General features: G+C 69.4%; 22 protein-coding genes. 13 read left to right on the top strand and 9 right to left on the bottom strand.

The window, feature by feature from the left end; translation table 11 throughout:
• The first annotated feature begins 136 nt into the window (after positions 1 to 136).
• The 3 genes from pyrH to H343_RS0125105 all read left to right on the top strand — a co-directional run bounded on the left by pyrH (position 137) and on the right by H343_RS0125105 (position 2,868).
• Positions 137 to 916: a UMP kinase gene (gene pyrH / locus H343_RS0125115; protein WP_028433369.1), complete on the top strand. Its 780-nt coding sequence runs from the start codon at positions 137 to 139 to the stop codon at positions 914 to 916.
• 151 nt (positions 917 to 1,067) lie between these two features.
• Positions 1,068 to 1,625: a ribosome recycling factor gene (gene frr / locus H343_RS0125110; RefSeq protein ID WP_028433368.1), complete on the top strand. Its 558-nt coding sequence runs from the start codon at positions 1,068 to 1,070 to the stop codon at positions 1,623 to 1,625.
• Positions 1,626 to 1,686: 61 nt separating this feature from the next.
• Positions 1,687 to 2,868, top strand: a complete 1,182-nt coding sequence (locus tag H343_RS0125105; RefSeq protein ID WP_028433367.1) for a phosphatidate cytidylyltransferase — start codon at positions 1,687 to 1,689, stop codon at positions 2,866 to 2,868.
• Between the two features lie 123 nt (positions 2,869 to 2,991).
• Here the strand turns inward: H343_RS0125105 and H343_RS0125100 are convergent, their stop codons facing one another.
• Complete coding sequence (locus H343_RS0125100; RefSeq protein ID WP_028433366.1) at positions 2,992 to 3,615, bottom strand: LysE family translocator; 624 nt, start codon at positions 3,613 to 3,615, stop codon at positions 2,992 to 2,994.
• Between the two features lie 111 nt (positions 3,616 to 3,726).
• Between H343_RS0125100 and H343_RS0125095 the strand changes: the two genes are divergently transcribed.
• The 5 genes from H343_RS0125095 (at position 3,727) to H343_RS35690 (ending at position 9,025) form a co-directional block, all read left to right on the top strand.
• On the top strand, positions 3,727 to 4,188 hold the full coding sequence (locus tag H343_RS0125095; RefSeq protein WP_028433365.1) for an Lrp/AsnC family transcriptional regulator: 462 nt from the start codon (positions 3,727 to 3,729) through the stop codon (positions 4,186 to 4,188).
• A gap of 155 nt (positions 4,189 to 4,343) precedes the next feature.
• The gene (locus H343_RS35405) at positions 4,344 to 6,272 is read left to right on the top strand and encodes a hypothetical protein (protein ID WP_028433364.1); all 1,929 of its coding nucleotides are present in this window, start codon (positions 4,344 to 4,346) and stop codon (positions 6,270 to 6,272) included.
• Between the two features lie 97 nt (positions 6,273 to 6,369).
• Positions 6,370 to 6,717, top strand: coding sequence for a hypothetical protein (locus H343_RS0125085; RefSeq protein ID WP_028433363.1), 348 nt, complete (start codon positions 6,370 to 6,372; stop codon positions 6,715 to 6,717).
• 123 nt (positions 6,718 to 6,840) lie between these two features.
• Positions 6,841 to 7,455, top strand: a complete 615-nt coding sequence (locus tag H343_RS0125080) for a dihydrofolate reductase family protein (protein WP_028433362.1) — start codon at positions 6,841 to 6,843, stop codon at positions 7,453 to 7,455.
• A 322-nt stretch (positions 7,456 to 7,777) separates the two neighbouring features.
• On the top strand, positions 7,778 to 9,025 hold the full coding sequence (locus H343_RS35690; RefSeq protein WP_199778994.1) for an SLATT domain-containing protein: 1,248 nt from the start codon (positions 7,778 to 7,780) through the stop codon (positions 9,023 to 9,025).
• Positions 9,026 to 9,854: 829 nt separating this feature from the next.
• Here H343_RS35690 and H343_RS32805 read toward each other — a convergent pair.
• Both H343_RS32805 and H343_RS34555 read right to left on the bottom strand, forming a co-directional pair.
• Entirely contained in the window at positions 9,855 to 10,763 is a 909-nt protein-coding gene (locus tag H343_RS32805) for a hypothetical protein (RefSeq protein ID WP_037905095.1), read from the bottom strand.
• The gene (locus tag H343_RS34555) at positions 10,760 to 11,341 is read right to left on the bottom strand and encodes a DUF6932 family protein (RefSeq protein ID WP_078506096.1); all 582 of its coding nucleotides are present in this window, start codon (positions 11,339 to 11,341) and stop codon (positions 10,760 to 10,762) included. The genes H343_RS32805 and H343_RS34555 overlap by 4 nt, the downstream gene beginning before the upstream one ends.
• Positions 11,342 to 11,744: 403 nt before the next feature.
• On the opposite strand from H343_RS34555, the gene rlmN reads away from it, so the two are divergent.
• The 4 genes from rlmN to H343_RS0125050 all read left to right on the top strand — a co-directional run bounded on the left by rlmN (position 11,745) and on the right by H343_RS0125050 (position 16,912).
• Positions 11,745 to 12,851: a dual-specificity RNA methyltransferase RlmN gene (rlmN, locus tag H343_RS0125065; RefSeq protein ID WP_028433360.1), complete on the top strand. Its 1,107-nt coding sequence runs from the start codon at positions 11,745 to 11,747 to the stop codon at positions 12,849 to 12,851.
• A gap of 237 nt (positions 12,852 to 13,088) precedes the next feature.
• Positions 13,089 to 14,168 (top strand): thiamine ABC transporter substrate-binding protein, encoded by a 1,080-nt coding sequence (locus tag H343_RS0125060; protein ID WP_028433359.1) that lies wholly within the window; start codon positions 13,089 to 13,091, stop codon positions 14,166 to 14,168.
• Between the two features lie 89 nt (positions 14,169 to 14,257).
• On the top strand, positions 14,258 to 15,883 hold the full coding sequence (locus H343_RS0125055) for an ABC transporter permease (protein WP_028433358.1): 1,626 nt from the start codon (positions 14,258 to 14,260) through the stop codon (positions 15,881 to 15,883).
• On the top strand, positions 15,884 to 16,912 hold the full coding sequence (locus tag H343_RS0125050) for an ABC transporter ATP-binding protein (protein WP_028433357.1): 1,029 nt from the start codon (positions 15,884 to 15,886) through the stop codon (positions 16,910 to 16,912).
• Between the two features lie 54 nt (positions 16,913 to 16,966).
• On the opposite strand, the gene H343_RS0125045 is transcribed toward H343_RS0125050, so the two are convergent.
• From H343_RS0125045 to H343_RS0125025, 5 genes are all read right to left on the bottom strand, one after another.
• Positions 16,967 to 18,058, bottom strand: coding sequence for an SLOG cluster 4 domain-containing protein (locus H343_RS0125045; RefSeq protein WP_028433356.1), 1,092 nt, complete (start codon positions 18,056 to 18,058; stop codon positions 16,967 to 16,969).
• Between the two features lie 150 nt (positions 18,059 to 18,208).
• Entirely contained in the window at positions 18,209 to 19,486 is a 1,278-nt protein-coding gene (locus tag H343_RS0125040) for a hypothetical protein (protein ID WP_028433355.1), read from the bottom strand.
• On the bottom strand, positions 19,468 to 20,328 hold the full coding sequence (locus H343_RS32800; RefSeq protein ID WP_078506095.1) for an ATP-binding cassette domain-containing protein: 861 nt from the start codon (positions 20,326 to 20,328) through the stop codon (positions 19,468 to 19,470). Before H343_RS32800 ends, H343_RS0125040 begins: the two co-directional genes overlap by 19 nt.
• A 244-nt stretch (positions 20,329 to 20,572) precedes the next feature.
• Positions 20,573 to 22,222 carry a thiamine pyrophosphate-binding protein gene (locus H343_RS32795; protein WP_051265997.1) on the bottom strand — a complete coding sequence of 550 codons (1,650 nt, stop codon included), beginning with the start codon at positions 22,220 to 22,222 and terminating at the stop codon, positions 20,573 to 20,575.
• Between the two features lie 100 nt (positions 22,223 to 22,322).
• Positions 22,323 to 23,816, bottom strand: coding sequence for a sodium:solute symporter family protein (locus H343_RS0125025; RefSeq protein WP_028433354.1), 1,494 nt, complete (start codon positions 23,814 to 23,816; stop codon positions 22,323 to 22,325).
• Between the two features lie 147 nt (positions 23,817 to 23,963).
• Here H343_RS0125025 and H343_RS0125020 point away from each other — a divergent pair, with 147 nt between their 5' ends.
• On the top strand, positions 23,964 to 25,607 hold the full coding sequence (locus tag H343_RS0125020) for a PucR family transcriptional regulator (RefSeq protein ID WP_486587039.1): 1,644 nt from the start codon (positions 23,964 to 23,966) through the stop codon (positions 25,605 to 25,607).
• Positions 25,608 to 25,622: 15 nt separating this feature from the next.
• On the opposite strand, the gene H343_RS0125015 is transcribed toward H343_RS0125020, so the two are convergent.
• On the bottom strand, positions 25,623 to 26,984 hold the full coding sequence (locus H343_RS0125015) for an aspartate aminotransferase family protein (RefSeq protein WP_028433352.1): 1,362 nt from the start codon (positions 26,982 to 26,984) through the stop codon (positions 25,623 to 25,625).
• Between the last annotated feature and the right edge of the window lie 2 nt (positions 26,985 to 26,986).

Here is a 26,986-nt window from a genome sequence, read left to right as displayed (position 1 = left end):
CGCGTGGAGCACGCAACCGGTACGCACCCGCTAGGGTCGGGCCACAGGGCAGTTGTGACGAGGAGGCCATTGCCGCACCAGGGATTGCGATGATCCGACGGCAGTGGCCTCTTTCGTATGTGCACGAGGAGAACTCATGGGTAAGGGCAGCGACACCAGCGACACACTGAGTGACACCGGCGGGGAGCGCGGCGGCCGGCGGCGTTTCCTGCTCAAGCTTTCCGGTGAGGCGTTCGCCGGCGGCGGGGGGCTCGGTGTCGACCCCGATGTCGTGCACAAGATGGCCCATGAGATCGCGTCGGTCGTGCGGGACGGGGCGGAGATGGCCGTCGTGATCGGCGGCGGCAACTTCTTCCGCGGCGCGGAACTGCAGCAGCGCGGCATGGACCGGGCACGTTCCGACTACATGGGGATGCTCGGCACGGTCATGAACTGCCTCGCCCTCCAGGACTTCCTGGAGAAGGAGGGCATCGACTCGCGTGTCCAGACCGCCATCACGATGGGACAGGTCGCGGAGCCGTACATTCCGTTGCGGGCGGTGCGGCACCTGGAGAAGGGCAGGGTCGTCATCTTCGGTGCCGGCATGGGCATGCCGTACTTCTCCACCGACACCACGGCCGCACAGCGCGCGTTGGAGATCCACGCGGAGGCACTGCTGATGGGGAAGAACGGGGTCGACGGCGTCTACGACTCCGACCCCGCCAAGAACCCCGATGCGGTGAAGTTCGACGCCCTGGAGTACGGCGAGGTCATCACCCGCGACCTGAAGGTCGCCGATGCCACGGCCGTCACCCTCTGCCGCGACAACAAGCTGCCGATCCTCGTCTTCGAGCTCCTTGCCGAGGGCAATATCGCGCGGGCGGTGAAGGGTGAGAAGATCGGCACCCTCGTGAGCAACCAGGGGACGAGGGGCTGACGTTCGGCACTCGGGCGTACTGTCGCTGCCCGGGCAACCAGGCGCCGCGGGAACGGCCCGACACGGGGATGGACAACCCACTGCCGGTCGGACACCGTGCAGGAAACAGGACTTATCCGCAAGGCTCATTCATCGAGACCAGGAGCACGTGGTGATCGAAGAGACCCTCCTCGAGGCCGAGGAGAAGATGGAGAAGGCGGTCGTGGTCGCCAAGGAGGATTTCGCGGCCATCCGGACCGGCCGGGCGCATCCGGCCATGTTCAACAAGATCGTGGCCGAGTACTACGGCACGATGACGCCCATCAACCAGCTGGCGTCGTTCTCGGTGCCGGAGCCCCGGATGGCGGTGGTCACCCCGTTCGACAAGAGCTCGCTGCGCAACATCGAGCAGGCGATCCGTGACTCCGACCTGGGCGTCAATCCCTCGAACGACGGCAACATCATCCGGGTGACGTTCCCCGAGCTGACCGAGGAGCGCCGCAAGGAGTACATCAAGGTCGCCAAGGCCAAGGGCGAGGACGCGAAGATCTCCATCCGCAGCATCCGCCGCAAGGCCAAGGAGACCATCGACAAGGCCATCAAGGACGGCGACGTCGGGGAGGACGAAGGCCGCCGCGCCGAGAAGGAGCTCGACGACACCACCGCGAAGTACGTGACCCAGGTGGACGAACTGCTCAAGCACAAGGAAACCGAGCTGCTCGAAGTCTGAGCTGCGCGCGCAGGGGGACTTTCCGAGATCCGTCAAGGTCCGACGTCTGAGGCTGCAATCTGTGAACGACTCATCCTGGGGAGCCCTGCCGCCCCGTGCCGGATTCCGGGGTGCACCCGACCAGGGACGCGTCCCCGGGGGCGCCTTTCAGCGCGGCGCGGGTGAAGCACCCGCGCACGAGGGCGGCGGTCTGTCGCAGACTCGGCGTATGCCCATCGTCTCCGACCCGGGCGGTCATGACAGCGGCCGGGGCAGATCCGGACCAGGCGGTTCACACATGCCCGGAAACTCCGGCGGGCCGGCAGGCGGCCAGGGAAGCGGTGGCGGGCAGGACGGCCACGGCGGCGGCGACCAGGGTGAACCTTCCGCTCAGCGTCCGCCCTGCCCTCCGCCCTCCGACTCCGGCCCTGCGCCGATCGGCGGGAAGAAGCGCGCGGGCCGTGACCTGCGGGCGGCCATAGGGGTCGGCGTCGCTCTGGGTGCGGTGATCCTCGCCTCCCTCTTCCTCTACAAGCCGGTCTTCCTCGGCGTGATCGTCGTCGCCGTCGTGGTCGGCCTGTGGGAATTCACTTCGCGGCTGGCCGAGCGCAAGGAGGTCCGGGCGCCGCTGGTGCCTCTCGCGGTGGGCGGCGCCGCGATGGTGATCGCCGGTTACGTACGGGGCCCCGAGGGCGCGTGGATCGCCGTCGCGCTGACCGCGTTCGCCGTCCTGGTGTGGCGCATGACGGAGTCGCCGCACGAGTACCTGCGGGACGTGACCGCTGCCGTCTTCGCCGCGTTCTACGTGCCGTTCCTCGCCACTTTCGTCGCGCTCATGCTGGCCCCCGGTGACGGCGCCTGGCGGGTGCTGACCTTCCTGCTGCTCACCGTCGTCAGCGACACGGGCGCGTACGCGGTGGGCTGGCGTTTCGGCAAGCACAAGCTCGCCCCGCGCATCAGTCCGGGCAAGACCCGGGAGGGCCTGGGCGGGGCTGTGGCCTTCTCCATGGCGGCGGGCGCGCTGTGCATGCAGTTCCTGATCGACGGCGGCAGCTGGTGGCAGGGCCTGCTGCTGGGTCTGGCGGTCGCGGTCACCGCCACGCTGGGTGATCTGGGTGAGTCCATGATGAAGCGCGACCTGGGAATCAAGGACATGGGCACCCTGCTCCCCGGGCACGGCGGCATCATGGACCGTCTGGACTCGCTGCTGCCGACGGCGCCGGTCGTGTGGCTGCTCTTCGTCGTCTTCGTGGGCGGCGGCTGACAGGCGGTGCTGCTGAGCCCGCCGTACGGGCGGGCGTCCCGGGTCCAGACCGTCCGGAGGCCGTCAACGAGAGCGTCGCAGCAACCCTTCACGGGCGGGTGTCCGTCACCGGCCGCCTTGTCGTCATCCAATCAGCCGCTCGATGATCAGCAATGCGCCGACCAGGATCATGGCTGCCCCGGAGATGCGGCTGATGACGCGGGCGGTGGACGGCCGCGTGCGGAGAGCGAGACGCGCACAGGTCCCGAGCGCACCGTAGAAGACCGCGCAGTTGACCGTGAAGACCACTCCGAGCACGGCCAACTGCCCGGCGACGGGCCAGCTGCCGTCCGGGTCGGTGAACTGGGGCAGCAACGCGAAGAAGATCAGCAGCCCCTTGGGGTTGAGGCCGCTGACCCCGATGCCCTTGCCGAGCGCGCTCCGTCCCGAGCCGCTGCCCGCGGGCTCCGCGGCGTGCAGTGGCGGGGTTGCGGGACGGGCGAGCGCCGTCCCGCCGAGCCACATCAGGTACAGCCCCCCGGCGAGGGTGAGTCCGGTCAGCAGCAGGGGAGAGCGGGCGATCAGAGCGCCCACCCCCGCGACCACGACGGCGGTGACACCGGCATAGCCGATGACGAGACCGGCCACCGCGGGGACGACGACACGGTCGCGCAGCGCTGCTCCGATGATGAAGGCCCAGTCCGCACCGGGTACGACGATCAGTAGCAGGGCGGTCGCCCAGAACGCGGCGACGGAGCTGACAGCCATGGAAGGGCCTCCCCGGTGAGCTGAGGTCTTCCGGGGAAGCTACTGCTGATCCGGCCGAAGGTGTTTGCAGATTTCTCCAGACTCAAGCCAGTCCGTGGAAGAATCTGCTCCATGGATCGCATTGACAGGGAGATTCTTGCCGAGGTCCAGCAGGACGGACGTCTGACCATCACCGAGCTGGCCTCACGGGTGGGGCTGAGCGTCTCTCCCTGCCACCGAAGGCTGCGGGAACTGGAGCGCAGCGGCACGATCAGCGGCTACCGCGCCGTGGTCGACGCCCAGGCCGTCGGCCTGACGTTCGAAGCGATCGTCTTCGTCACCATGCGACAGGAGGACCGCGACACCCTGCTCGGCTTCGAGGAGGGCGTCGCGGACATCCCCGAAGTCGTGCAGGCCCAACGGCTCTTCGGCGATCCCGACTACCTTCTGCGCGTACTCACCGCTGACCTGGCCGCCTACCAGCGTCTGGAGGACGACAAGCTCGCCGCTCTCCCGGGCGTTCAGCGGCTCACCTCGACACTGGTGATGAAGCGCATCGTCCAGGACAGGCCGCTGCCCGCCGGCCACGCCTGACAGCTTGCCCACAGGGGTGCCACCGTCGGAGCGGATCGCGGACCGGTCGTGCCGCCGCCGGCGGGCCCTCCGGTGTCCCGCACCGGCGGCGGTGCTTTCGCCGGTGAACTCTTTGTACCGTTCTCCCGTGACCGTGCGGCAGGGGGACAGGTGGGATGGACGGTGTGACGATCGGCGACCGTGTGGCCGGGCGGGCCGACCGCCCGGTGGGGCGCAGCCGTGAACTGGAGCTGTTCGGCCGGGTCCTGGCCGGGACGCTCGACCGCAACGTGTTGCTGGTGCACGGTCCCGGCGGGATCGGCAAGACCGAGCTGCTGCGCGCGTCGTCCGCCGCCGCCCGCGCCGCCGGACGGGAGACCCGGTGGATCGACGCCAGGACGATCGACCCGCTGCCCGCCGCGCTGGCGGCAGCACTGCACGACGTCACCGCCGGCACAGTGGTCTTCCTCGACGGGTTCGAACGGATCGCCGCCGGAGCGAAGGAGCTGCGCGAGGAGGTCCTGCCCCGGCTGCACGGCGACGTCGTCGTCGTGATCGCCGGCCGCAGCAGGCCGGACCCCGGCTGGTTCTGCGGTGGCTGGGAGCAGGTGACGTTCGTGATGGAGCTGGCCGAGCTGAGCGAGGAATCCTCGGCCGCGCTGCTCGCCGAGCACGGCGTCCCGGACGGGCCGGCGCGGGAGATCACGCGGTGGACCGCGGGTTCGCCGCTCGCGCTCGTGCTGGCGGCGGGTGCCTATCACCGGTACGGCCGTGTGGAGCCCGAGCCGGGACTGGTGGCCACCCTGGTCCGGCTGACGACCGCCGTCGAGTGGGACACCACGCACTTCGACGCGCTCGCCGCGTGCGCCATCGCCAGGCGCACCACTCTGGAGCTGCTCGTCGACACGCTGGAAGCGGGCAGCGACGCCGAAGGTGCGTTCGGATGGCTGACCGGGCTGCCCTTCGTCGACCGGGTCGGCGACACCGTGACCCTGCACGACGCCGTACGGGAACCCATGAGGGACAGCCTGCTGGGTGCCCGGCCCGGGCGGGAGCGTGAGCTGCGGCGACGGGTGGCCGACCACCTCTTCCAGCGGTCCCTGCTGGGAGACAGGGCGATCATCACCGACCTCGCGCACCTGCTGCGCAGTCCGGCGCTGCGCTGGGCGTACTGCTGGGACGGCAGCTCCCGCTACCACGCGGACCGGGTCCGTCCCGGTGACCCGGCCGTTCTCGGCGCCGCTCTCGCGGACCGTGGCTACGGCGAGTGGTGGTCGGCGAGCGAGCTGTACCACCGTCTCGCGCCGCGCAATGTGGTGGTCGCGCGCGACGGTGCGGGCGCGCCCGTCGGCTACGCGATCTGGCTGACCCCCGGGGCGGCGCCGTCCTCGCCTCTCGCCGACGATCCGTTCGGGCGCGGATGCCTGCGTTTCGCCGAGCGGACCTGCGGGTCGGAGGACGTGGTCGTGTGGCGGGACAGCGTCGACCTGACCGGCGGTGCTCCGACGGCCGGAAGTGCGCTCGCGATGCTCAACATCGCCGTCGCGCTGCGTGCCGACGTGCCGAACCCCCGGCACGCGATCGTGCCGTTGTTCCAGCACAACCAACGGCTGCACGAGTTCTGCCTCGCGGCGGGCGGCACGGTCGTTCCCGAGCTGGACACCGTCGTGGACGGCAGGCCGCTGTGCGCCTACTGGATCGACTACGGGCCGGGCGGGCTGCACGCGCACCAGCGTGACCTGGTCTACCGCGAACTCGGCCGGTCACCCGCCGTGCCGTCCGCGCTGAGCGTCGAGGACGTGCGAACGGCGCTGGAGTCCTTCACCGTGCCGGCCGAGCTGGCACGCCACCCGCTTGCCGTCGGTGCGGGTGTGGACGAACGTGCCGAGTCCGTGCGTGCGGCGCTACGGGCGGGCGCCGCGGCGGCGTTCGGCACAGGACCGCGCGAGCAGCAGCTCAGAACCGTTCTGTCGCAGCGATACCTCGAGCCGGGCGCCACGTCGGCGGCGACCGCGCGCTCGCTGGCGATGAGCAAGGCAACCTACTTCCGCCGGCTGGCCGAGGCGGTCCGGCGGCTCACCGAGCATCTCGCTGCGACCAGATGAGAGCCCTCTGAGACAGCCAGGTACTCCTCGCGGGGTCCGGAGATCTCTAACGTCCTCCGCGAAAGCGCATACAGGCTGACTCTGCGAGGAGTGAACAATGGCACGATTCGGTAAGCGGGCACTGGCGACGGCTGCGGTGGCCGCACTGGCCACCGTCGCACTGGGAGGCACCGCGCAGGCCGCGCCGGCAGCACCGTCCGGGAAGGACAACGGAACGCTGGCCACATGGTCCTGCAGCGGAATCCCGGCAGGGTACGTGTCCCTGCAGATCGACCCGTACAGATGCAGCGGCAACTACCCGGGGCACCTGGTTGCCGCTCCCGAAAGCGGTCAGTGGATCTGCGGCTGGAACGGCGACGCGCTGAACGGATTCGTCATCGACCAGACGAACCCGAGCTCCGGGCAGTGCCATTTCAATACCGCCTGGCGCATTGTCAGGATCTGAGACCGCGAGTGCCGGACGGGCCGGGCCGCCCGGCCCGTCCGGCAGTGCGCGATGCTGGGCGGTCTCGGCACATGCCGCACGCGGAAGCGATGAGTCGGGGTGGTGGATCCGGTCTGCTTCGGCATGACTCGAATCATCGCTGACATCTCGATCTCCCTCGACGGCTTCGTCACCGGACCTGACCCCGGCCCGGACAACGGTCTGGGCACCGGCGGTGAGGCCCTGCACACCTGGGCTTTCTCCGACGACCCCAACGACAAGAGGGTCTTGCGCGAGACGACCGCACGCTCGGGCGCCGTCATCCTCGGCCGCCAGCTCTTCGACGTGGTCGACGGGCCGAAGGGCTGGGACGATACGTCCGGCTACGGCGCCGGCGAGGTCGGCAAGCCCGCGTTCATCGTCGTGACGAGCTCGCCACCGGAGTCGGTGCGGCTCACCGACCTCGACTGGACGTTCGTCACCACCGGTCTGTCTGACGCCGTCACCGCGGCGCGCGAGCGTGCGGAGGCGGCGTCGTCGGACAGCGGCAAGGACCTCGACGTCTTCCTCATGGGCGGCGGAGCCACCATCGGCTCGGCGCTCGACACCGGGCTGGTCGACGAGCTGACGCTGCATCTCGCCCCTGTCGTGCTGGGCTCCGGGACGCCACTGTTCTCTGGCGGAACCCGGCGCACGCTGGTGCAGCGGAGCGTGACCCCGACATCGACCGCGACGCACCTCACCTACGACGTCGAGTGAGGACGGCGCTGCGGAACTTCACACAACCGAGACTGATCACGTGACTCCCCGGTACGACCCAGTTTTTTCGAGCCAATCCGCCGGTGACTCCGCATCGACGAACGGAGCTGCCACCCCGCCGTCTGTCAAGGGGGAGAACCATGCCTGAATCGCTATAACGGAAGCGGAGCGACCGCGTTTCGCTGAGGTCTTAGATCCCCCTTTGATGCGGATGTGGTCAACTGCACGCTCCGGCAGGCCGGTTACCTACCACTTGGCTGCTGGACGGCGATAGCGTGCCGTCAACCACACGCCACCACCCTTGACCGGGAGCCACTCCTCGATGTCTGGCCTGACCGACGTGCCGCGCGAACCTGAACCCGAGACCGCCAACAGTTACGAACCGTGGGTGGGTGATGTGCTCCATCACCTCGCGTATGAAGGCCAGCGGCTGTCCGAGGCCGACATAGATACCCCGCTCCCCGAAGAATTCTTGTTGACCTGGGAGGGCGTAGGCGCAATTCTCTCCGCCGCCTGGAAGACCGATAAACCAGAACTCAGATGGACCCTATTCGTTGAAATAACTCAAAGCGTCAGAGGCTATGGTGACGGCGCATATATATTTCATTGGAATTTTGAAACACCTAGCCAATACAAACGGTACTTACGCCCTGACGACCTGTTCACCCCGGAACAGGACTCCACTTGGGGCCACCTCGTTGAATATACAATTGCACTTCTAAAAGACCCCATACCGGAGGACGAATGGGGTCTAGAGCCCGCTAAACAGCAGCAGTACGCGAACAGTGTTATCGCCTACCGGCGGAACGTCGCGACGGCGGAGCGCCGCATTCGCAGGGCTCTTCTGTCGCGGTGGCTCCGGCTGGTGCCGCTGGGGATGATTCCGCTGGTTCTTGCGGTGCTCGGGTGGGGAAACCTGTGGCCCGAAGACGTGCCGGAGACGCGCACGTTCAACATCGTGACCATCGCGGTGGCGCTGATCCTGGTGGTAGTGTTTCTGGTCGGCTTCTTCCTGCGAGTGAAGGACGAGAAACGCGGCGCCAGGTCGGTGTTTCTACTCCGCAGAGATCTGGAGATCATCCATGACCGGTGGATCCTAAACGCATCAAAGTCGCGCCCGACGGCGGAGCGGCGCGATGGCTACCGAGAGCACATACCGCGGGTGCTAGATCGATTGCGGCAAGATACACGGTTCTACCGACGCATTCACAACTGGTTTCAGTGGGGAGTGTTCTTCGCTTCGGTGGGGACCACGGCGACCACGGCTTACTGGGAAACTCCACAGCCGGGTAAGACAATCCTGATCGCGCTGGGGTCGTTCCTGGCGTTCGCCACCGCAGTGACAGGCTATTTCAAGTTCCGTGAGCGCGCATACAATCTGCAGCAAACCGCCGACCAGGTAGAGCAGCACGCCACAGCCTTCGATTTGGGGATTTCGCCGTACGCCGATACGGACCCGGCGGTGAACCTGGGGAGATTCGCGGAGAACGTGGAGATGCTTAGGATGGAGCAGCGCAAGCGGGAGCAACAGTTGGAACAGCCTCATCAGGGGCAGGCCGACGTCATCTGAGGCTGGTAGCAGAGAGCGCACAGGGCCGTCCGAGCAGCGCTGAGCGGGACAGCGATCTTGCTGTGCTTGACGCCCATCCTGACGCTAACGCCCCCGGACAGTGGCGGTACTGAGCAGCCAGCAACGGCAAGTCCACGCCCCGCAAGGCGTCGCTCTGAGAGCCTGGCCGCCGCCTGGGGGCAAGTGCAGTACAGCAGCGAAGTACAGCAATTCTGTCGACCGTTGGCAGCCGCGAGCCCCCGCAGCCGTCGCTGAGGTGACTGCCCCAAGCGTGGATACCCGAGCGGTCCCCGCTTGTAAGCAGAATCTCCAGCTCCGCCTCTGCCAATCCGTGCCTCAGGGCGCGCTCCGGAGCGCCTGGTCCTGCGCCCTCCTGGCGGTGCCAGTGGCTGGAGAGCCTGTGCGGGACGGGTCACGGAGTCTGGGGAGGGGAGAGGTCGTGGGCGCCCAGTCGAAGTGTGGAGCGTTGACCGGCAAAGGTAGACGGTGTCAGAACCTGGCCATGGTCGGTGCCGCGCGATGGCACCTGCATCGCGGGGACTGGTCGAAGTACACGATCGAGAAGCGCAAGGCGAAGTCACATAAGCGCCGCAAGAAGTGAACCGCCTCGGCATGTCGCCGGCACCGGAACCAACCGTTTCGCTGGGCCGTCTGTGGCCCGTGCGGGGACGCTCAACGGTGACAGATGACGACAGAGGCCAACAGCCAACCCGCAGGTCATGCTGTTGGCCTCTCGTCCGTCCGCAGCTCACAGAGCTGCCGCATCACTTCTTCGGCCTCTTATCGCGTTGCGGCCGGTCCTGAGGCACCTATTGAGCCTCCGCCAGCCTTATTCATCGAGCAGGGTTTCCTGGCCATCCCCCATCCGGATGAAGTGGTACTCGGTTGACCGCTCGCGCCCAACTTTGTCCTTCTTCTTGACGACCTGCACTACGAACGAGACCGTCATTCCGAGTTCCAAATGCATGTCGATCAGGGTTTCAGAATCCACCCTTACTTCATAGGCGGAAGATTTTCTGCTTATGCCAGTCTTGACCTTAACTACGCCCGACTCGCGGAGTTCCGTGATCCGGCCGGTAACAGCAATTTGGGATTTGTGCGTTTCAACGTTTCGGAGGCGTCGCACATATTCTTTGCCGCGGCTCGACAGGGAAGAAGAACGTACAGCTCCGTCCAGGCTTCGCCAGCGCATCTCTACGGAGAGATCGAACTTGTCAAGCGCCTCTACCACGCCGTCTAGGCCAGGCACCATGCGTTCCCAGCGACGCACATCACGTTCGTTCTCTGCGGCGTCGATAAGCTTCAAGAGATCTCTAATGGCTGGATCGGCAACCGAGGTGTCTACATGCGCGAACTCGCCTTGTTCGTCCGTGGCGATAACATCTGGCGTTTTCGGTCGCACATGCAGGACGGTACTTCCTGAAGAGACTCCCGTTAGCTCAAGTTCGACATCTTTTCTGGCCGCCGCACTTACACCATCTCGTAGGGGTTTGAGAAGGGAATCCCCGATTCTAAAGTCTAGTGCCCCTCTGTCTGCCGATTCCCCCTTGAGGCAAACAGTCAATTCCTCTTCGAGGCTCGCACTTGGGTCGTAGTGCCGAGCAGCCTCTAGCCAGAGTCGTCTAAGTTCTTCTGCGTGACGCACCGGGTCCTGGGAGTCTTCGCCTAGATCAGCAAAGAAGCTACGGTTGGCTTCCCGGTTCCGTTCTAGGGCACGCTGTCGCCAGCTAGTGGTCACAGCGTCACCTCCAAGTAGCCTCGCCGTGGCGCTACGGTCTCAGGCGTCGGCTCTCCCTCATCTTCCCCCGCGAGTCGACAGCGCTGCCACCAGTCGTCCCATGCACCCCTGTCTCGAAGGTACCCCTGGTCCTCAGGGGCCAACAGTGCAGGCCGAAAGACTGAGACAACCGGTCGATACCCAATCCGAAGTGGCGACACGCCCAGCTCGTCCAACCTCGCCTGCCTGCTGAACGCCTTGAGTAGCCACTTCGCTCCGGCACGACCTCGTATGCAGGCCGCAGCAGTCTCGTCGACCAAGACAGTGAGGTCTATGTTCTTGGGGTTCAGCTTGGTACTGACGAAGCTCCCACCAAGCCAGATGGCATGGACCAGCTCTTGGCCACCTAAGGCGACCTCATGCTGTTCTTCAAGATCAAAGAAACGACTCAGGTAGGTCTCTAGCCCAGTCCAAAGTCGCTCTCGCGTCTCCGAGCCGTTGAACCGCTCATCGGCAACAAGAAGTTGTTCTGCGCCGTCAGCGTCCAACCTGTACCTTCCCGGCGGCAAGAAGCCACTTTCGCTCCAACTTGGAACCATGCATCTCCTTTGACGCGTGGTCGGACCCTCACTGAAGGCATGATCCTCTGGTAAACACGTTCCGGCAATCCCCCGTTACGCGCGGTAGGCGCTCAGCGAAGATCCCCACTTCGCCGTCATGCGCAGCCACGGCCGCACCGAGAAGACTCAGCCGAGAGGTTCCGGCTCTTCGCTGTACCGCAGCGAAGTACAGCAACCACACCGACCGTCATCGGCTGCACCCGGACGGCAAGACCTGTCGCCTGTCCCGAATGACCGCACACGACAATGCTCGGCAGTAGGCGCTGGGCCGTCTCTGGGCCGTGCGAGGTTGGCCGACGGTGACAGACGATGCCGGATGGTGACCGTCGTCGCACCGCTGTGGCCTGGGGCGCTCCAGTTGATCTGCGACACTGGTACGGCTATGCCGAAGCCCGGAGAACTCACCTTCGTCGCCCCCCGCGGAGCCGCCCGGCCGCCGCGACATCTCGCCGATCTCGCGCCCGCCGAGCGCCGGGCCGCCGTCGCGGAGATGGGTGAGAAGCCCTTCCGTGCGAAGCAGCTGTCGCAGCACTACTTCTCCCGGCTGGCCCATGAGCCCGCGCAGTGGACGGACATCCCCGCCGCGGCTCGCGAGAAGCTCGCCGAGGAGCTGCTGCCGGAGCTGATGAGCGTCGTGCGGCACATCAGCTGTGACGACGACACCACCCGCAAGACCCTCTGGCGGCTGCACGACGGCACGCTCGTCGAGTCCGTGCTGATGCGCTACCCGGACCGGGTCACCATGTGCATCAGTTCCCAGGCGGGCTGCGGCATGAACTGCCCGTTCTGTGCGACCGGTCAGGCGGGCCTCGACCGCAATCTGTCCACCGCGGAGATCGTCCACCAGATCGTGGACGGGGTGAGGGCCCTGCGCGACGGTGAGGTGCCCGGTGGCCCGGCGCGGCTGTCCAACATCGTCTTCATGGGCATGGGCGAACCGCTCGCCAACTACAAGCGCGTCGTGGGCGCGATCAGGCGGCTGACGGACCCGGAGCCGGACGGGCTGGGCCTGTCGCAGCGAGGGATCACCGTCTCCACGGTCGGGCTGGTCCCGGCGATGCTGCGGTTCGCGGACGAGGGCTTCAAGTGCCGTCTCGCGGTGTCGCTGCACGCGCCGGACGACGAACTGCGCGACACCCTCGTCCCGGTCAACACCCGCTGGAAGGTCCGCGAGGTGCTGGACGCGGCGTGGGCGTACGCGGAGACCTCCGCGCGCCGAGTGTCCATCGAGTACGCGCTCATCAGGGACATCAACGACCAGGCATGGCGCGCCGATCTGCTGGGCCGGCTGCTCAAGGGCAAGCCGGTGCACGTCAACCTCATCCCCCTCAACCCGACCCCGGGTTCCAAGTGGACGGCGTCCCGGCCGGAGGACGAGGCCGCTTTCGTCCAGGCGCTGCAGGCGCACGACGTGCCGGTGACCGTACGGGACACGCGGGGCCAGGAGATCGACGGCGCGTGCGGGCAGTTGGCCGCGACGGAGCGCTGAGCCACCGGCGGTGGCGCTGACGGGAAGCGCCCAAGACCCTACGGTGGCCGGCTGGTAGCCTGCCTGCGGGAGTCTTGTCGCAGGCACTTCAAGGTGCGGCACCCCTCCCGAACGCCAGTACAGACCGACAGGGGAGCGCAGAGCGCGCTGAGAGTGCGGCAGTACGTACGGATCGCGTACGGCCCGCAGACCCTTGAACCTCGCCCGGGTCATGCCGGGTAGGAAGTCGATGGGCCGATGAGCAAGCATGCGCTGCACACAACTGCCGCCGTCACCGTCCTGTTCGCACTCGCGGGCACACTGACCGCCTGCGGCGGTTCGGACCAGGGCGGCGGAGCGGACGGCAAGACGGTCACTCTCGTCACCCACGACTCCTTCGCGGCGTCGAAGCCCGTGCTGAAGGAGTTCACACGGAGGACCGGTTTCGAGATCGAAGTCCTGCGGGGCGGTGACGCCGGAGCCGCCGTGAACCAGACCGTGCTCAACAAGGGCAACCCTCAGGGGGATGTCTTCTTCGGCGTCGACAACACACTCCTCTCCCGGCCCCTCGACAAGGGCGTCTTCGCGCCCCACAAGGCCAAGGACCTCGACCGGGTTCCGGAGGAGCTCCAGCTCGACAAGGGCAAGCACCGGGTCACACCCGTCGACTCGGGCGAGATATGCGTCAACTACGACCGCGGCTGGTTCGCCGAGCGGAAGCTGGACGCGCCCCGGACGCTCGCCGACCTCGCCGAACCCGAGTACAAGGACCTCCTCGTCACGTCGAACGCCGCCACCTCCTCGCCAGGACTGGGCTTCCTGCTGGCCACCGTCGAGCGGTACGGCGAGGGCTGGAAGGACTACTGGAAGAAGCTGCGGGCCAACGGCGTCGAGGTCGTGGACGGCTGGGAGCAGGCGTACAACGACCGCTTCAGCGGGTCGGGCGCAGGCAAGGGCAAGGGCGACCGCCCGCTCGTCGTCTCCTACGCCTCCAGCCCGCCCGTCGAGGTACTGGGCAAGAAGCCCGCGCCGGAGCAGGCGCCGACCGGGATCGCGAAGGGGACGTGCTTCCGGCAGACCGAGTTCGCCGGCCTGCTGGAAGGGGCGTCCAACGCCGAGGGCGGCAAGGCCCTCCTGGACTTCATGCTCAGCAAGACGTTCCAGGAGGACATGCCTCTGCAGATGTTCGTCAACCCGGTGCGCGAGGACGCCGAGTTGCCGGAACTGTTCACGAAGTACGGAGAGTCCGTCGAGGACGCGGCGACGATGTCCCCGGCGAGGATCGCCGGTAACCGCGAGCAGTGGATCAAGTCGTGGACCTCGCTCGTCGTGAAGTAGACGAAGAGGAGGCCCGTGAACAAGAACGGCACCGGCCCTCTCCGCGCCCGCACCGCGGGAGCATCGGCACGGTACTGCGCCCCGCCCTGATGGTGCTGCCCGTGTGCTTCTTCGGGCTCTTCTTCGCCTTTCCCGTCTCCGCGATCGTCGGCCGCGGGCTGCGTCCGGACGGGGTGTGGCGCCCCGGGCGGCTCGGGCAGGTGCTCGGCGATCCGGGCGTGCTGGACGTGCTGTGGTTCACGGTGTGGCAGGCCGCGGCATCCACCGTGTGCACGCTCGCACTGGCGCTGCCGGGCGCGTACGTCTTCGCACGGTTCGACTTCCCCGGCAAACAGGTGCTCCGTGCCGTGGTGACCGTTCCGTTCGTGCTGCCCACGGTGGTCGTCGGGTCGGCGTTCCTGGCGCTGCTCGGACGTGGCGGCGTACTGGACGAGTGGTTCGGCCTGCGCCTGGACACGAGCGTCTGGGCGATCCTCCTCGCGCACGTCTTCCTCAACTACGCGGTGGTCGTACGCACGGTCGGCGGGCTGTGGTCGCAGCTCGACCCGCGGCAGGAGGAGGCGGCCCGCGTGCTCGGGGCGAGCCGCCTCGCCGCGTGGCGCCGGGTGACGCTGCCGGCGCTGGCACCGTCCGTCGGCGCGGCGGCACTGATCGTCTATCTCTTCACCTTCACCTCCTTCGGCGTGATCCAGGTACTGGGCGGCCCGCGCCAGGCCACTTTGGAGGTGGAGATCTACCGGCAGACGGCGGCCCTGCTGGATCTGCCCACCGCCGCCGTGCTCACGCTCGTACAGTTCGCCGCGGTCACGGCGCTGCTCGCGGTGCACGCCCGGACCGTACGCAAACGGCAGGCCGTGCTGAGCATGCTCCCGGCTGAACAGACCGCTCGGCGTCCACGGGGCGCAGCCCAGTGGACGCTGCTGTGGTCCGTTCTCACCGTGACAGTGATGCTGCTCGCCGTGCCGCTCGCGATCCTCGCGGAGCGCTCGTTCAACGGACCGGACGGCTACAGCACGGACCATTACCGTGCGCTCGGATCGGTCTCCGACAGCGCCACCTTCACCGTCGCCCCGGCCACCGCCATCGGCAACTCCCTCGCCTACGCCGCCGTCGCCACGGCTCTCGCCCTGCTCGTCGGCGGACTGGCAGCGGCGGCGCTGACCGTCCGCGGCCGGGGCGGAGCATCGGGCCGCCTCGTGCGGGGGTTCGACTCGATGCTGATGCTGCCGCTGGGCACCTCGGCGGTCACCGTCGGATTCGGGTTCCTCATCGCCCTGGACGAGCCGCCCCTGGACCTGCGTTCGTCCTGGATGCTGGTACCGCTCGCACAGGCCCTCGTGGGCATTCCCTTCGTGATCCGGACGATGCTGCCCGTGCTGCGCGCCGTCGACGGGCGGCTGCGGGAGGCAGCGGCCGTGCTGGGCGCCTCACCGCTGCGCGCGTGGCGCGAGGTGGACCTGCCGCTGGTGCGCCGTGCCCTCGCCGTCGCGGCGGGCTTCGCCTTCGCCGTCTCACTCGGCGAGTTCGGCGCGACCGTCTTCATCGCACGGCCCGACACCCCCACCCTCCCTGTCGCCGTCTCCCGTTTCCTGGGGCGGGCGGGGGAGGTCAACTACGGCCAGGCCATGGCCATGAGCACCGTGCTGATGCTCGTGTGCGCGACGACGCTGCTCGTACTGGAACGCGTACGTACCGACCGCTCGGGAGAGTTCTAGATGCTGCGACTGGACGGCGTGACCGTCGGCTTCGGCGGCCGGCGCGCGCTCGACGCGGTGGACCTGGAGGTGGCCGCTCACGAGACGGTGTGCCTGCTCGGCCCGAGCGGAAGCGGGAAGTCGACGCTGCTGCGCGTCGTCGCCGGACTGCAGCAGCCCGACGAGGGGCGGACGTTCCTCGACGGGCGGGATCAGACGGGCGTGCCGCCGCACCGGCGGCAGGTCGGTCTGATGTTCCAGGACCATCAGCTCTTCCCTCAGCGCGACGTCGGCGGCAACGTCGCCTTCGGACTGCGCATGCGCCGGACCGAACGGCGGGCGACCGAGGAGCAGGTGGCCGGGCTCCTCGACCTCGTCGGGCTGCCCGGCGCACAGCGGCGTGCCGTGACCGCCCTCTCCGGCGGCGAACAGCAGCGCGTCGCCCTCGCCCGTGCTCTCGCACCGCAGCCCCGTCTGCTGATGCTGGACGAGCCACTCGGCCAACTCGACCGTGGCCTGCGCGAACGGCTCGTCGTAGAGCTGCGCGCCCTGTTCGCACGGCTGCGGACCACCGTTCTCGCCGTCACGCACGACCAGGGCGAAGCCTTCGTACTGGCCGACCGGGTCGTGGTGATGAACGAGGGACACGTCGCACAGGCGGGCACGCCCCTGGAGGTGTGGCAGCGGCCCGCATCGGAGTTCGTCGCACGGTTCCTCGGGTTCGACAACGTCGTGCGGGCGAGCGTGCACGGTGACGCGGCGGACACCCCGTGGGGGAAGCTCCCCGTCCCGGACGGCACGCCGGCGGGAAGCTGCCCGCTCCTCGTGCGTCCGTCCGGCGTGCGGCTGACCGCGGTCGAGGACGGTCTGCCGTGCACCGTCGAAGCACGAACCTTCCGCGGCGGCGACGCGGCAGCAGTGACACTGCTGCTGCAGCCCGATCACGGCCCGCGGCTGGAGGCGTCGTGCGCGCTGCGCGAGGCACCTCAGTCCGGGACGAGGGTCGGCGTCTCCTTCGACGTACGGGAAGTGGTGCGGCTCGAGCGCTGACTGCCCGCCACACGGCCGGGGCCTTCGTCCCGTCCCGCCCCGCACCTCAGCCGCTCAGCCCCTCAGCCGCTCCAGCGTCTCCGGCACCTCTTCGACGGAGTCGACCAGTGCGATCCGGGACGCCATCGGCCGCTCGTGGGCCAGCGCCTGGAGCAGCGGCCAGCACGGCAGGGTGCGCGTCCAGTGCTCCTCGTTCACCAGCACCATCGGGGTGGGTTCGCCGCGCGACTGGTAGTAGTTCGGAGTCGCGTTGTCGAAGACCTCCTGGACGGTCCCGGCAGCGCCCGGCAGGAAGACGACGCCCGCGTTCGACCGTGCGAGCAGTCCGTCCTCACGTACGGCGTTCACGAAGTACTTGGCGATGTGCTGGGCGAAGGCGTTGGGCGGCTCGTGGCCGTAGAACCAGGTCGGGATGCCCACCGACGCGCCGCCCTGCGGCCAGCCCTCCCGTACGGCCAGAGCTGCCCGCGCCCAGTCGCCGACGGAATCCTCGAAGGACGGCGAGGAGGAGAGCATCTCCAGCGACTTCTCCAGCATCCCGTCCTCGAAGGGTGCCGCGTACGCGCCGAGGTTCGCCGCCTCCATCGCTCCGGGGCCGCCGCCGGTCGCGACGGTGTGACCGGCGCGGGCCAGCGCGCGTCCGAGGCGGGCCGCACCCGCGTACTCGTCCGTACCGCGCGCGAGCCGGTGTCCGCCCATGACGCCCACGACCCGGGTGCCGACGAGTTGTTCGTCCAGCGCGTCCGACATCGCGTCGTCGTGCACGGCGCGGAGCATCGAGGAGAAGACGTCCCCGTCGTTCCTCGTCCGCCGGAACCAGTTGTAGGAGCGGGCGTCCGGTGTGCCCTCGTAGCCTTCGGACAGTCCGTCGAACAGCTCCTCGGGCGTGTAGAGACGCCCCCGGTAAGGGTCGAACGGAAGCCCCGGCACGGGCGGGAAGACGAGGCCCCCGCCCTCCTGCACGCGCACGACCGTCCCGGGGGACATCGCGCAGCCCAGGAAGACCGTGCCGTCGGTCTCGGCCGACGCCAGGACGTCCGAGCGTTCGCGCAGATCCACGGACTGCACCCGCCAGCCGCGGAGCGATCCGGTCGCCGCGATGACGTCGTCGAACTCGGCGAGGCTCTCTATCTCGTGGTCAAGCATCCGGACAGCCTAGATGTTCGACGCCCGGCGGGCTCCGGGTCCGGGACACCACCTCGGGGCTCGGGTTCGGCTCCGGGCTCAGGTCCCGGGCCGGCCTCCCGGTTCCGGGCCGCGGGAGTACGGAACGGGAAGCTGCCCGGCCCGCAGAGGTCAGCCCGTCAGAGGGAGCGCGGCGAGCTGGCCCACCGCCCAGGTCAGCGAGCCCAGAACGGCGCACAGCACAGCCATCCGCAACGCCGCGGCTCCCCGCAGCAGACGGCGGGGAGCGCCCATGCGCACCAGGGCCGCGTTCGCGGGAGCGCGGACGGCGCGTGACTCGGCCGCGGCGGTCAGGGCGCTCGCCGTCACACAGATCACGACGAGTGCCGCGCCCAGGACGGTCAGCGGCCCGAGCAGACGCGCACCGTCGCCGGGCGACTTGCCGTACAGCTCCGCCGCGGCCAGGCCCGCCGCCGCCACCGCGCACAGCACGCCCAGCGAACGGCCGACACGGCGGGCTTCCTGCTGCAGAACCCGCCCCGCCAGCAGCCGTACGGCACCGGGCCGTCCCACGGCCAGCAACTGCCCGCACATCTGCGTCAGTCCGGGGCCGGCCAGCACCAGGCCGACCGCCGTCAGCAGCCATCCGCCCAGCACGCCCGGTGCGCCGTTGGAGACGATCTCCGCAAGGGAGACAGGTTCCGGGGACCGGCTCGCGTACGTCTCCATGGCCAGACCCGCGGCGATCAGCGCGGTACCCCACGGCAGGGTCACGGACGCGGGCAGTCCGCCCGGCAGCGCGCGGTACGACAACTCTTCCCGGCCGCCGGCCGTCCTGCCGCCGCGTCCGGCCGCCGCGCCGTCACCACCGGCCGCAGTACGTACGAGCGTGCCGTGGCCCGTGCCGTCGGCCGACATGGCCGCGGCACCGGCCATCGCCGCGCGCGGCCGTGTCGCCAGAGCCGCGGCGCCGCCGGCCACCAGGGGCGGCACACACAGCAGCACCGAAGTCGCCGCCACAGGCAACGGGTGGTCGGCGGCGAAGAGCTTCACCGCCGCGCCGTCGAAGGGCAGTCCGGTCAGCTGTCCGCGCAGATGCAGATAGACCGCCAGCGCGATCACGCTGCCCAGCAGTGAAGACATCGCGGTCGAGACGGCAGCGAGCAGCGGGAGCCGTGAGGGGCCCACGCCGGCGGCGTCCAGAGCGGACCGCGACCGCGAACCGGGCTCCGTACGGGCGACCGCCGCGGCGAACTGCACGGCCGCGGCGAGCGGCACGAGACACCACACCAGCCTGAGCAGGGAAGCGCCGGAGTCCTGCGGGTGAGCGAGGGCATGGCTCAGCGTGGCGAGCAGCAGGAAACCGACGACCGCGGTCGCGACGGCGACCAGCAGGCGGCGCAGCAGCGTCAGGGGGTGTCCACCACGGACTAGACGGAGAGCGAGCACGCGGCACCCTTGGTCTCTTCGCCGTCCGAGCCGTCCTCGCCGGCCATGGCCGTGCCGCTGTCGCCGTCCTCGTCGCCACCGTCGGTCCCGGCCTCGCCCGGTGCGGGGGAGACGAGAGCGTTGAGCCGCCCGTCGACCAGCGTGAGGTTGCGGTCGGCGAGAGTGGGGCCGGCCGCGTCGGAGGCGTCCGGATCGCCCGGCGTGACCTTGGGCAGCATCACCGCCGGATCATGGGTCGTCAGGACCACCGTGATGTCGTGCGACCGGGCGGCGGTGGTCAGAGAGCGCAGCACCCGCGCCCGTTCACCCTGGTGCAGCGGCGCGGTCGGCTCGTCGGCGAAGAGGATCGCGGGAGCGGGGGCGAGCGCGCGGGCGATGGCGACGCGCTGCCGCTGCGACTGCAGCAGCGCGCTGGGGCGCTTGCGGGCACAGTCGCCGACGTCGAGCCTCTCCAGCCACTCGATCGCGGCCTTGCGGGCGGCACGGTGCCCGGCTCCGCACAGCAGCAGCGGCATCGCCGTGTTCTCCCAGGCGGTCAGTTCGGGAATGAGGTGCGGCTCGCTGCCGACCCAGCCGAAGCGGTCCCGGCGCAGCCGTTCGCGGGAGCCGCGGCCGAGAGTGTGGATGGGCACGCTGTTGAACCAGATCTCGCCGTCGTGCGGCGTCAGTTGCCCGGACAGACAGTTCAGCAGCGTCGTCTTGCCGCTGCCGCGGGGTCCGGTGACGGAGACGATCTCGCCCGCGCGGACGCCGAGCGATACGCCCTGCAGGGCGGGCGAGCCGCCGTAGGAGAAGCGCAGTCCGCGTGCCCAGAGCACGTCGTTGTCCGGCGGTGCTGCCACTGAGGGCACCTCCACTCACTCTGCTCTGCTGGTCCCAGCCGGTCCCTGTGTCGACCTCTGCGTGGGTGAACGAGGGGCGGGGGCATCGGTCACAGGCACCGTAAGGACAGCCGGGCGCGCCGGCCGTGCCATCCGCCGGGGCACGGCGCAGATTCCACCGAACGGGCCCGCAGATGGCCCCGGTGCCGGATGCCCCGCGTGCCGGTCGGTGCGGGCGCCGGTCCTGTGCGTGCCGGGAGGGGCGTCAGTGTCCGGACGGGAGGTGGGTGGGAGCGAACATCCGCAGTACGGCGGGCAGGTGGACGACCGACGGGCCGGGGGCCTGAAGCGCCTGCGACAGGTCGGCCCTCAGGCGTCCGGGTGAGGTACGCACCGCGGGCACTCCGAAGGACTGCGCCAGGGCGACGAAGTCGGGTCGGGCCAGTTCGGTGGCGGTGGCCTCGCCGAAGGCGTCCGTCATGTAGGTGCGCAGGATGCCGTAGCCGCCGTCGTCGACGATCAGCCAGGTCACCGGGAGGTCGTACTGCCGGGCGGTGGCCAGTTCGGCGAGCGAGTACATCGCGCCGCCGTCACCGGAGACGGCCAGGACCGGGGTACGGCGGGCGGGGTCGGCGGCAGCGGCGCCCAGTGCGGCGGGGAAGCCGTAGCCCAGGCCCCCGGCGCCCTGGGCGGAGTGCATGGCCCCGCCGCGAGGGTCGAAGGCGGACCAGGCCCAGTAGGCGAGAATCGTCATGTCCCAGAAGCTCGGTGAGCGATCCGGCAGCGCGTCGCGGACCGCGCGGAGCACCTCCTGCTCGAGCTCCAGGTCCTGTCCGGCGATCCGTGCGCGCACGCGTTCCAGGAGCGCGGTGACCTCGCGGGCTGCGTCCCCGGCAGGGCGGGGGGTGATGGCCGGTACGAGCGCTTCCAGAGCTGAACCGGCATCGGCGTGGATGCCCAGGGCCGGGTGGTTTGCCTCCAGTTTGCCGGGGTCGGCCTCGATGTGGACGAGGCGGCCTCGGGGAGCGAACGTGTGGTAGTTCGAGGAGAGTTCGCCGAGCCCGGAGCCGACGACGAGCAGCACGTCGGAGTCCTCCAGGAAGTCCGTCGTGTGCCGGTCCTCCAGCCAGGAGCCCAGCGAGAGCCGGTGCTCGCCGGGGAAGGCGCCCTTGCCGCCGAAGGTCGTCGCCACGGGGGCGTCGAGCTTTTCGGCCAGTTCGAGCAGCCGGCCCTCGGCCCGCGCCCTTACGACGCCGCCGCCCGCCAGGACGGCGGGACGCTCCGCCGAGTTCAGCAGCTCGGCGGCCCGGTCGGTCAGTTCGGGGCGCGGCAGCAGGGGGCGTGGCGAGGCGGACGGGGAGTGCGCCAGCGACGAGGGGGGCGGCACGTCGGTGCGGGCGAGCAGTACGTCCTGCGGCATCTCCAGCCAGACGGGCCCCGAGGGAGCTTCGAGAGCGGAGGCCCAGGCGGCGGCGACGGCGGAGGGGATCTGGGAGGCCGCTCGCACCGTGTGCACGGACTTGACGACGTCGCGGAACGAAGCCTGCTGGTCTCTGAGTTCGTGCAGATATCCCTTGCGGCTGCCTCCGAGGCCGGCCGTGGGTATCTGGCTGCTGATGCCCAGTACGGGCGCGGACGCGGCCGCGGACTCCTGGAGCGCGGCGAGCGACATCAGGGCGCCCGGCCCAGTGGAGACCAGCAGGGGAGCGGCCCGTCCGGTCATCCGGGCGTAGGCGTCGGCGGCGAAGCCCGCGTTGTTCTCCACTCTGAGTCCCACGTAGGACAGCGGGGACCGGCGCAGGGCGTCGAAGACGCCCAGGGCGTGCTGGCCCGGCAGCCCGAAGACGGTGGTGGCACCGAGGGCGGTGAGGGACTCGGCGACAAGGTCGCCGCCGGTGCGGGCTTCGGGGGGCATGCTGTGGTTCGCGCCTTTCCTGGTCGAATGAGCGGCCTGGTCGAATGAGCGGCCCGGTCGGACGAGCGGCCTGGTCGGAAGAGCCGGTGCGGGGTGCCCGTCAGACAGCGGCGGGGGAGTCGCGTTCCTCCTCGGGCTGCGTCTCGCCGGCGAGACGGGCACGCCATGCGGCCAGCACGGCGGGGTCGGTCGGCCTGGTGGCCAGGCTGACCACGACGTGGGTGAGCAGCGATGCCAACAGACCGTAGTAGATGGGCTCGTTGGCGAGGATGCCCTTCCAGACCATGACGGCGACGACCGTGGTGCCGCCCACCGCCACGGCGGCCAGCGCCCCGGCCGCGGTGCCGCGCTTCCACAGCAGCCCACCCAGGATGGGCACCAGCAGCCCTCCGACCAGCAGGTTGTAGGCGACCGTCAGCGCTTCGACCACGTCGTTGAGCGCGATGGATATCACCACGACCGCCGCTCCCATGACCAGGATGAAGACGCGGTTGCCGCGCACCTCGTCGTGGGCGTCGTCCCGTGTGCTGCCTTGCGGGCCGCCGGTCCCGGCGGCCTTCGCGGCCGTGCGGCGCAGCCGCGTCCAGATGTCGTTGTTGGCAACCGTCGCGCATGCGATCAGCGCACCGGAGGAGGTGGACATGACCGCCGACAGCGCCGCCGCCAGGACCAGCCCCTTCACGCCCACCGGCAGCGCTTCACCGACGATGGTGGCGAAGGCGGCGTCGGGGCTGTCCAGCTTCGGATAGAGCGCCTTGGTCGCCGTACCGATGACTGCGCCCGCTATCGCGTAGACGAGGCAGTAGACACCGGCGACCGCGCCGCCGTTGCGGGCGACCTTGTCGCTGCGGGCGGTGAAGACGCGCTGCCAGATGTCCTGTCCGATCAGCATGCCGAAGGAGTAGATGAGCACGTATGTGAAGACTGTCTGGACGCCGATGTTCATGGGGGAGAAGTAGCCGTCCGGCAGTTCCTGGCGCAGGCCGTCGATGCCGCCCGCCTTGTACACCGCGATCGGCAGCAGCAGAAGCAGTACGCCCACCGACTTGACCACGAACTGGGCCATGTCCGTCAGCGTGATGGACCACATGCCGCCGAGCGTGGAGTACGCGATGACGATGCCGCCGCCGAGGACGATCGCCAGTGAGCGGTCGAGGCCGAAGATGACGTCGAAGATGGTCGCGTAGGCGATCGTCGAGGTGACCGCGAGCATCAGCGTGTACGCCCACATCACCAGCCCCGAGATCACCGCGGACGAACCGCCGTAGCGCAGGTCGAGCATCTGGCTGACCGTGTAGACCTTCAGCCGGGAGATGCGGGCGGAGAAGAACAGGCTGAGTGCCAGCAGCCCGAACCCGATGGTGAACACCAGCCAGGCGCCCGACAGTCCGTACTGGTAGCCCAGCCCCACGCCTCCGATCGTCGAGGCGCCGCCCAGCACGATGGCGGCCATCGTGCCGGAGTAGAGGGTGGGGCCGAGGCGCCGCCCGGCGACGAGGAAGTCGCTCTTGGACTTGGCACGGCGCATCCCCCACCAGCCGACCGCGAGCATGCCCGCGAGATACATGATGATCACTGCGTAGTCGACGGCCATGGGGTGCTCCTCGTGCCGAGCGGGGGTGGGGAGGGGGACGCGGGAGGCGGAGGGGTTCGAGCGGTGAGCCTAGGTGTCGTCAAGACGGCCAGGAAGTGTACGTTTCATCCACCGATGCATGCCTCGAATGTATGAACCGTCCATGGGGTGCCTGTGCAGGAGCTGGTTCCGCCCACCGTCCCGGTCCCGCTGACCGTTCTCACGGACGACCGGGGGCTCGGCCTGCGCCAGGTCGCGGGCCCGGCGCACCGGGAGACGGCCGTGTACGCGGTGCACACGAGTGAGATGGCCGATCCGCTGCCGTACCTGCTCGGCGGGGAGCTGCTGCTGAGCGCGGGAGTGCACTGCCCGGCCGTCCCCGACGAGGGCGACGACGACGGCGGCAGCGACGGCGACGCGTCGGAGGACCCCGCGCGGGACCCGGCCGGCGAGCACTGGGAGCGCTATGTGAGCCGCTCCGTCGAGGCGGGCGCGGCGGCGCTCGGTTTCGGCATCGCCCCCGTGCACGACCGGGTACCGGCTGCGCTGGTCTCCGCCTGCGACCGGCTGGGACTGCCGCTGCTAGAGGTCCCGAGGGACACGCCGTTCACCGCAGTCGCGCGTGCGGTCTGGCAGGCGATCACCCACCGCCGCCATCAGGCGCTGCGCAGGCTGAGCGAGGCACAGCAGACGCTCGCCGCGGTCGCCGCCGGGCCGCACCCCGTCACGGCGGTGCTCGGACAGCTGGCGCAGCGGCTCGACGCATGGGCCGTGCTGCTGGGCCCGGACGGGAGGGAGCTGGCCGGCGCGGGCAGTGTGCCGCCGCCGGAGGCGCGCGCGGAACTCGCCTCGCTCGCCGGCCTGCTGCGGCCTGGGCCCTCCTCCGCCGCGGCAGCCGTGGGCGAACGCCACCTCAGCGTCTACGGACTGGGCGGGAGGGAGCCGCTGGCCCTCGGACTGTGCGCACCGCACCGGGACAGCATCGACGGTTCCATCGCGACGGTCGCGGTCGTGCTGCTCTCGCTGCTCACCGAGCGGCGCGCCGCCGCCCTGGAGGAACAGCGCTCGGCCGCGCTCGTACGGCTGATGCTGGGCGCTCCCGCCGGGGAGGCGGCAGCGCTGCTGGACGGTGACGCGGAGGGCTGGGCCGTGGTGCACGGGAGGCGCCGCGTACGCGCGGGGCGTGGGGGCGCGGGGACGGACGGGCGCGAGGGCGACGACCCGTTCACGACGGCTGCGCTCGCGGCCGGTCTGGGCACCACGCTCATCGACCTCTCGGGCGACGAACTGCGCGCGCTGGTGCCGGTTCCCGCCGCTGTGGAGGCTGTGGAGGCTGTGGAGAAGGCCCCGGCGGCCCCCGCCGCACCGGCCCCGGCAGCGCAGGTCGAGGCAGCGCGGGTCGAGGCACAGCCTGGCTGGACCCTCGGAGTGAGCAGTCCCGTGCCCGCAGGGGAACTGGGCCGAGGCGACGCCGAAGCCGCGCGCGCCCTGCGCCGCGCCGTCGCGGAGAGGCGCCGGCTGGTGCGGCAGCGCGACGGGGAGGTGGCCGGCCTGGCCTCACTGGTGGCGCCCGACGAGGGGCGCGCGCTGGCCCGCGCCCGGCTCGCGCCGCTCGACGGCCGTCCCGAGCTGCTGGAGACGCTGCGCATGTGGCTGTCACTGAACGGCAGTTGGGACCGGACGGCGGTGGCGCTGGAGGTCCACCGCAACACCGTCCGGCAGCGCATCGCCCGTGCCGGCCAGCTGCTCGGTCAGGAGCTGTCCGAGCAGGACGTGCGCATGGAGCTGTGGTTCGCCCTCAAGTGGTGCTGAGGGAGTCCGGAGCGCTCACAGCTTCTTCCATGCCTCGGTCAGCACCGAGCGCAGGATCTGCTCGGCCTCGTCGAAGACCTCCTGCCCGGAGATCAGCGGTGGCGCCAGCTGGACGACCGGGTCGCCGCGGTCGTCGGCACGGCAGTAGAGCCCGGCCTCGAAGAGGGCCTTGGAGAGGAAGCCGTACAGGATCCGCTCCGACTCCTCGTCGGTGAAGGTCTCCTTGGTGGCCTTGTCCTTGACGAGTTCGATGCCGTAGAAGAAGCCGTTGCCGCGCACGTCGCCGACGATCGGCATGTCGAGCAGCTTGCTGAGCGTCGCGTGGAAGGCGCCCTCGTGGTCCAGCACGTGCTGGTTGAGTCCCTCGCGTTCGAAGATGTCGAGGTTGGCGAGCGCCACCGCCGCCGAGACAGGGTGGCCGCCGAAGGTGTAGCCGTGCAGGAAGGTGTTGTCGCCCTTCCAGAACGGTTCGGCGAGGCGGTCGGAGATGACGGCGGCGCCGATCGGCGAGTAGCCGGACGTCATCCCCTTGGCGCAGGTGATGATGTCGGGCACGTAGCCGAACTTGTCGCAGGCGAACAGGGTGCCCAGGCGCCCGAAGGCGCAGATGACCTCGTCCGAGACGAGCAGCACGCCGTACTGGTCGCAGATCTCCCGTACACGCTGGAAGTAGCCGGGGGGAGGCGGGAAGCAGCCGCCCGCGTTCTGCACGGGCTCCAGGAAGACGGCGGCAACGGTCTCCGGTCCTTCGAAGAGGATCTGCTGCTCGATCTGGTCGGCGGCCCAGCGGCCGAACGCCTCCGGGTCGTCACCGTGCACCGGCGCCCGGTAGATGTTGGTGTTCGGCACCTTGTACGCGCCCGGCACGAGCGGCTCGAAGGGGGACTTGAGGCCGGTCAGGCCGGTGATGGACAGCGCTCCGTGCGGGGTGCCGTGGTAGGCGACGGCGCGGGAGATGACCTTGTACTTGCCGGGGTTGCCGGTGAGCTTGTGGTACTGCTTGGCCAGCTTCCAGGCCGTCTCGACGGCCTCACCGCCGCCGCTGGTGAAGAACACCTTGTTCAGGTCGCCGGGGGCGTGGTGCGCCAGCCGTTCGGCGAGTTCGACGGCCCTGGGGTGGGCGTAGGACCAGATCGGGAAGAAACCCAGGTCCTGCGCCTGCTTGTTGGCGGCCTCGGCCAACTCGGCGCGTCCGTGCCCGGCCTGGACGACGAAGAGTCCGGAGAGGCCGTCGAGGTAGCGCTTGCCGTCCGTGTCGTAGATGTGGGTGCCCTCGCCGCGGACGATGGTGGGGACGGGCGCGTTCTCGTACGACGACATGCGGGTGAAGTGCATCCACAGGTGGTCGTACGCGGTCTTGGAGAGGTCCTTGCTCACGG

This window comes from Streptomyces sp. TAA204, from assembly GCF_000424965.1.
This window is presented reverse-complemented; position numbering and strand designations above follow the sequence as displayed.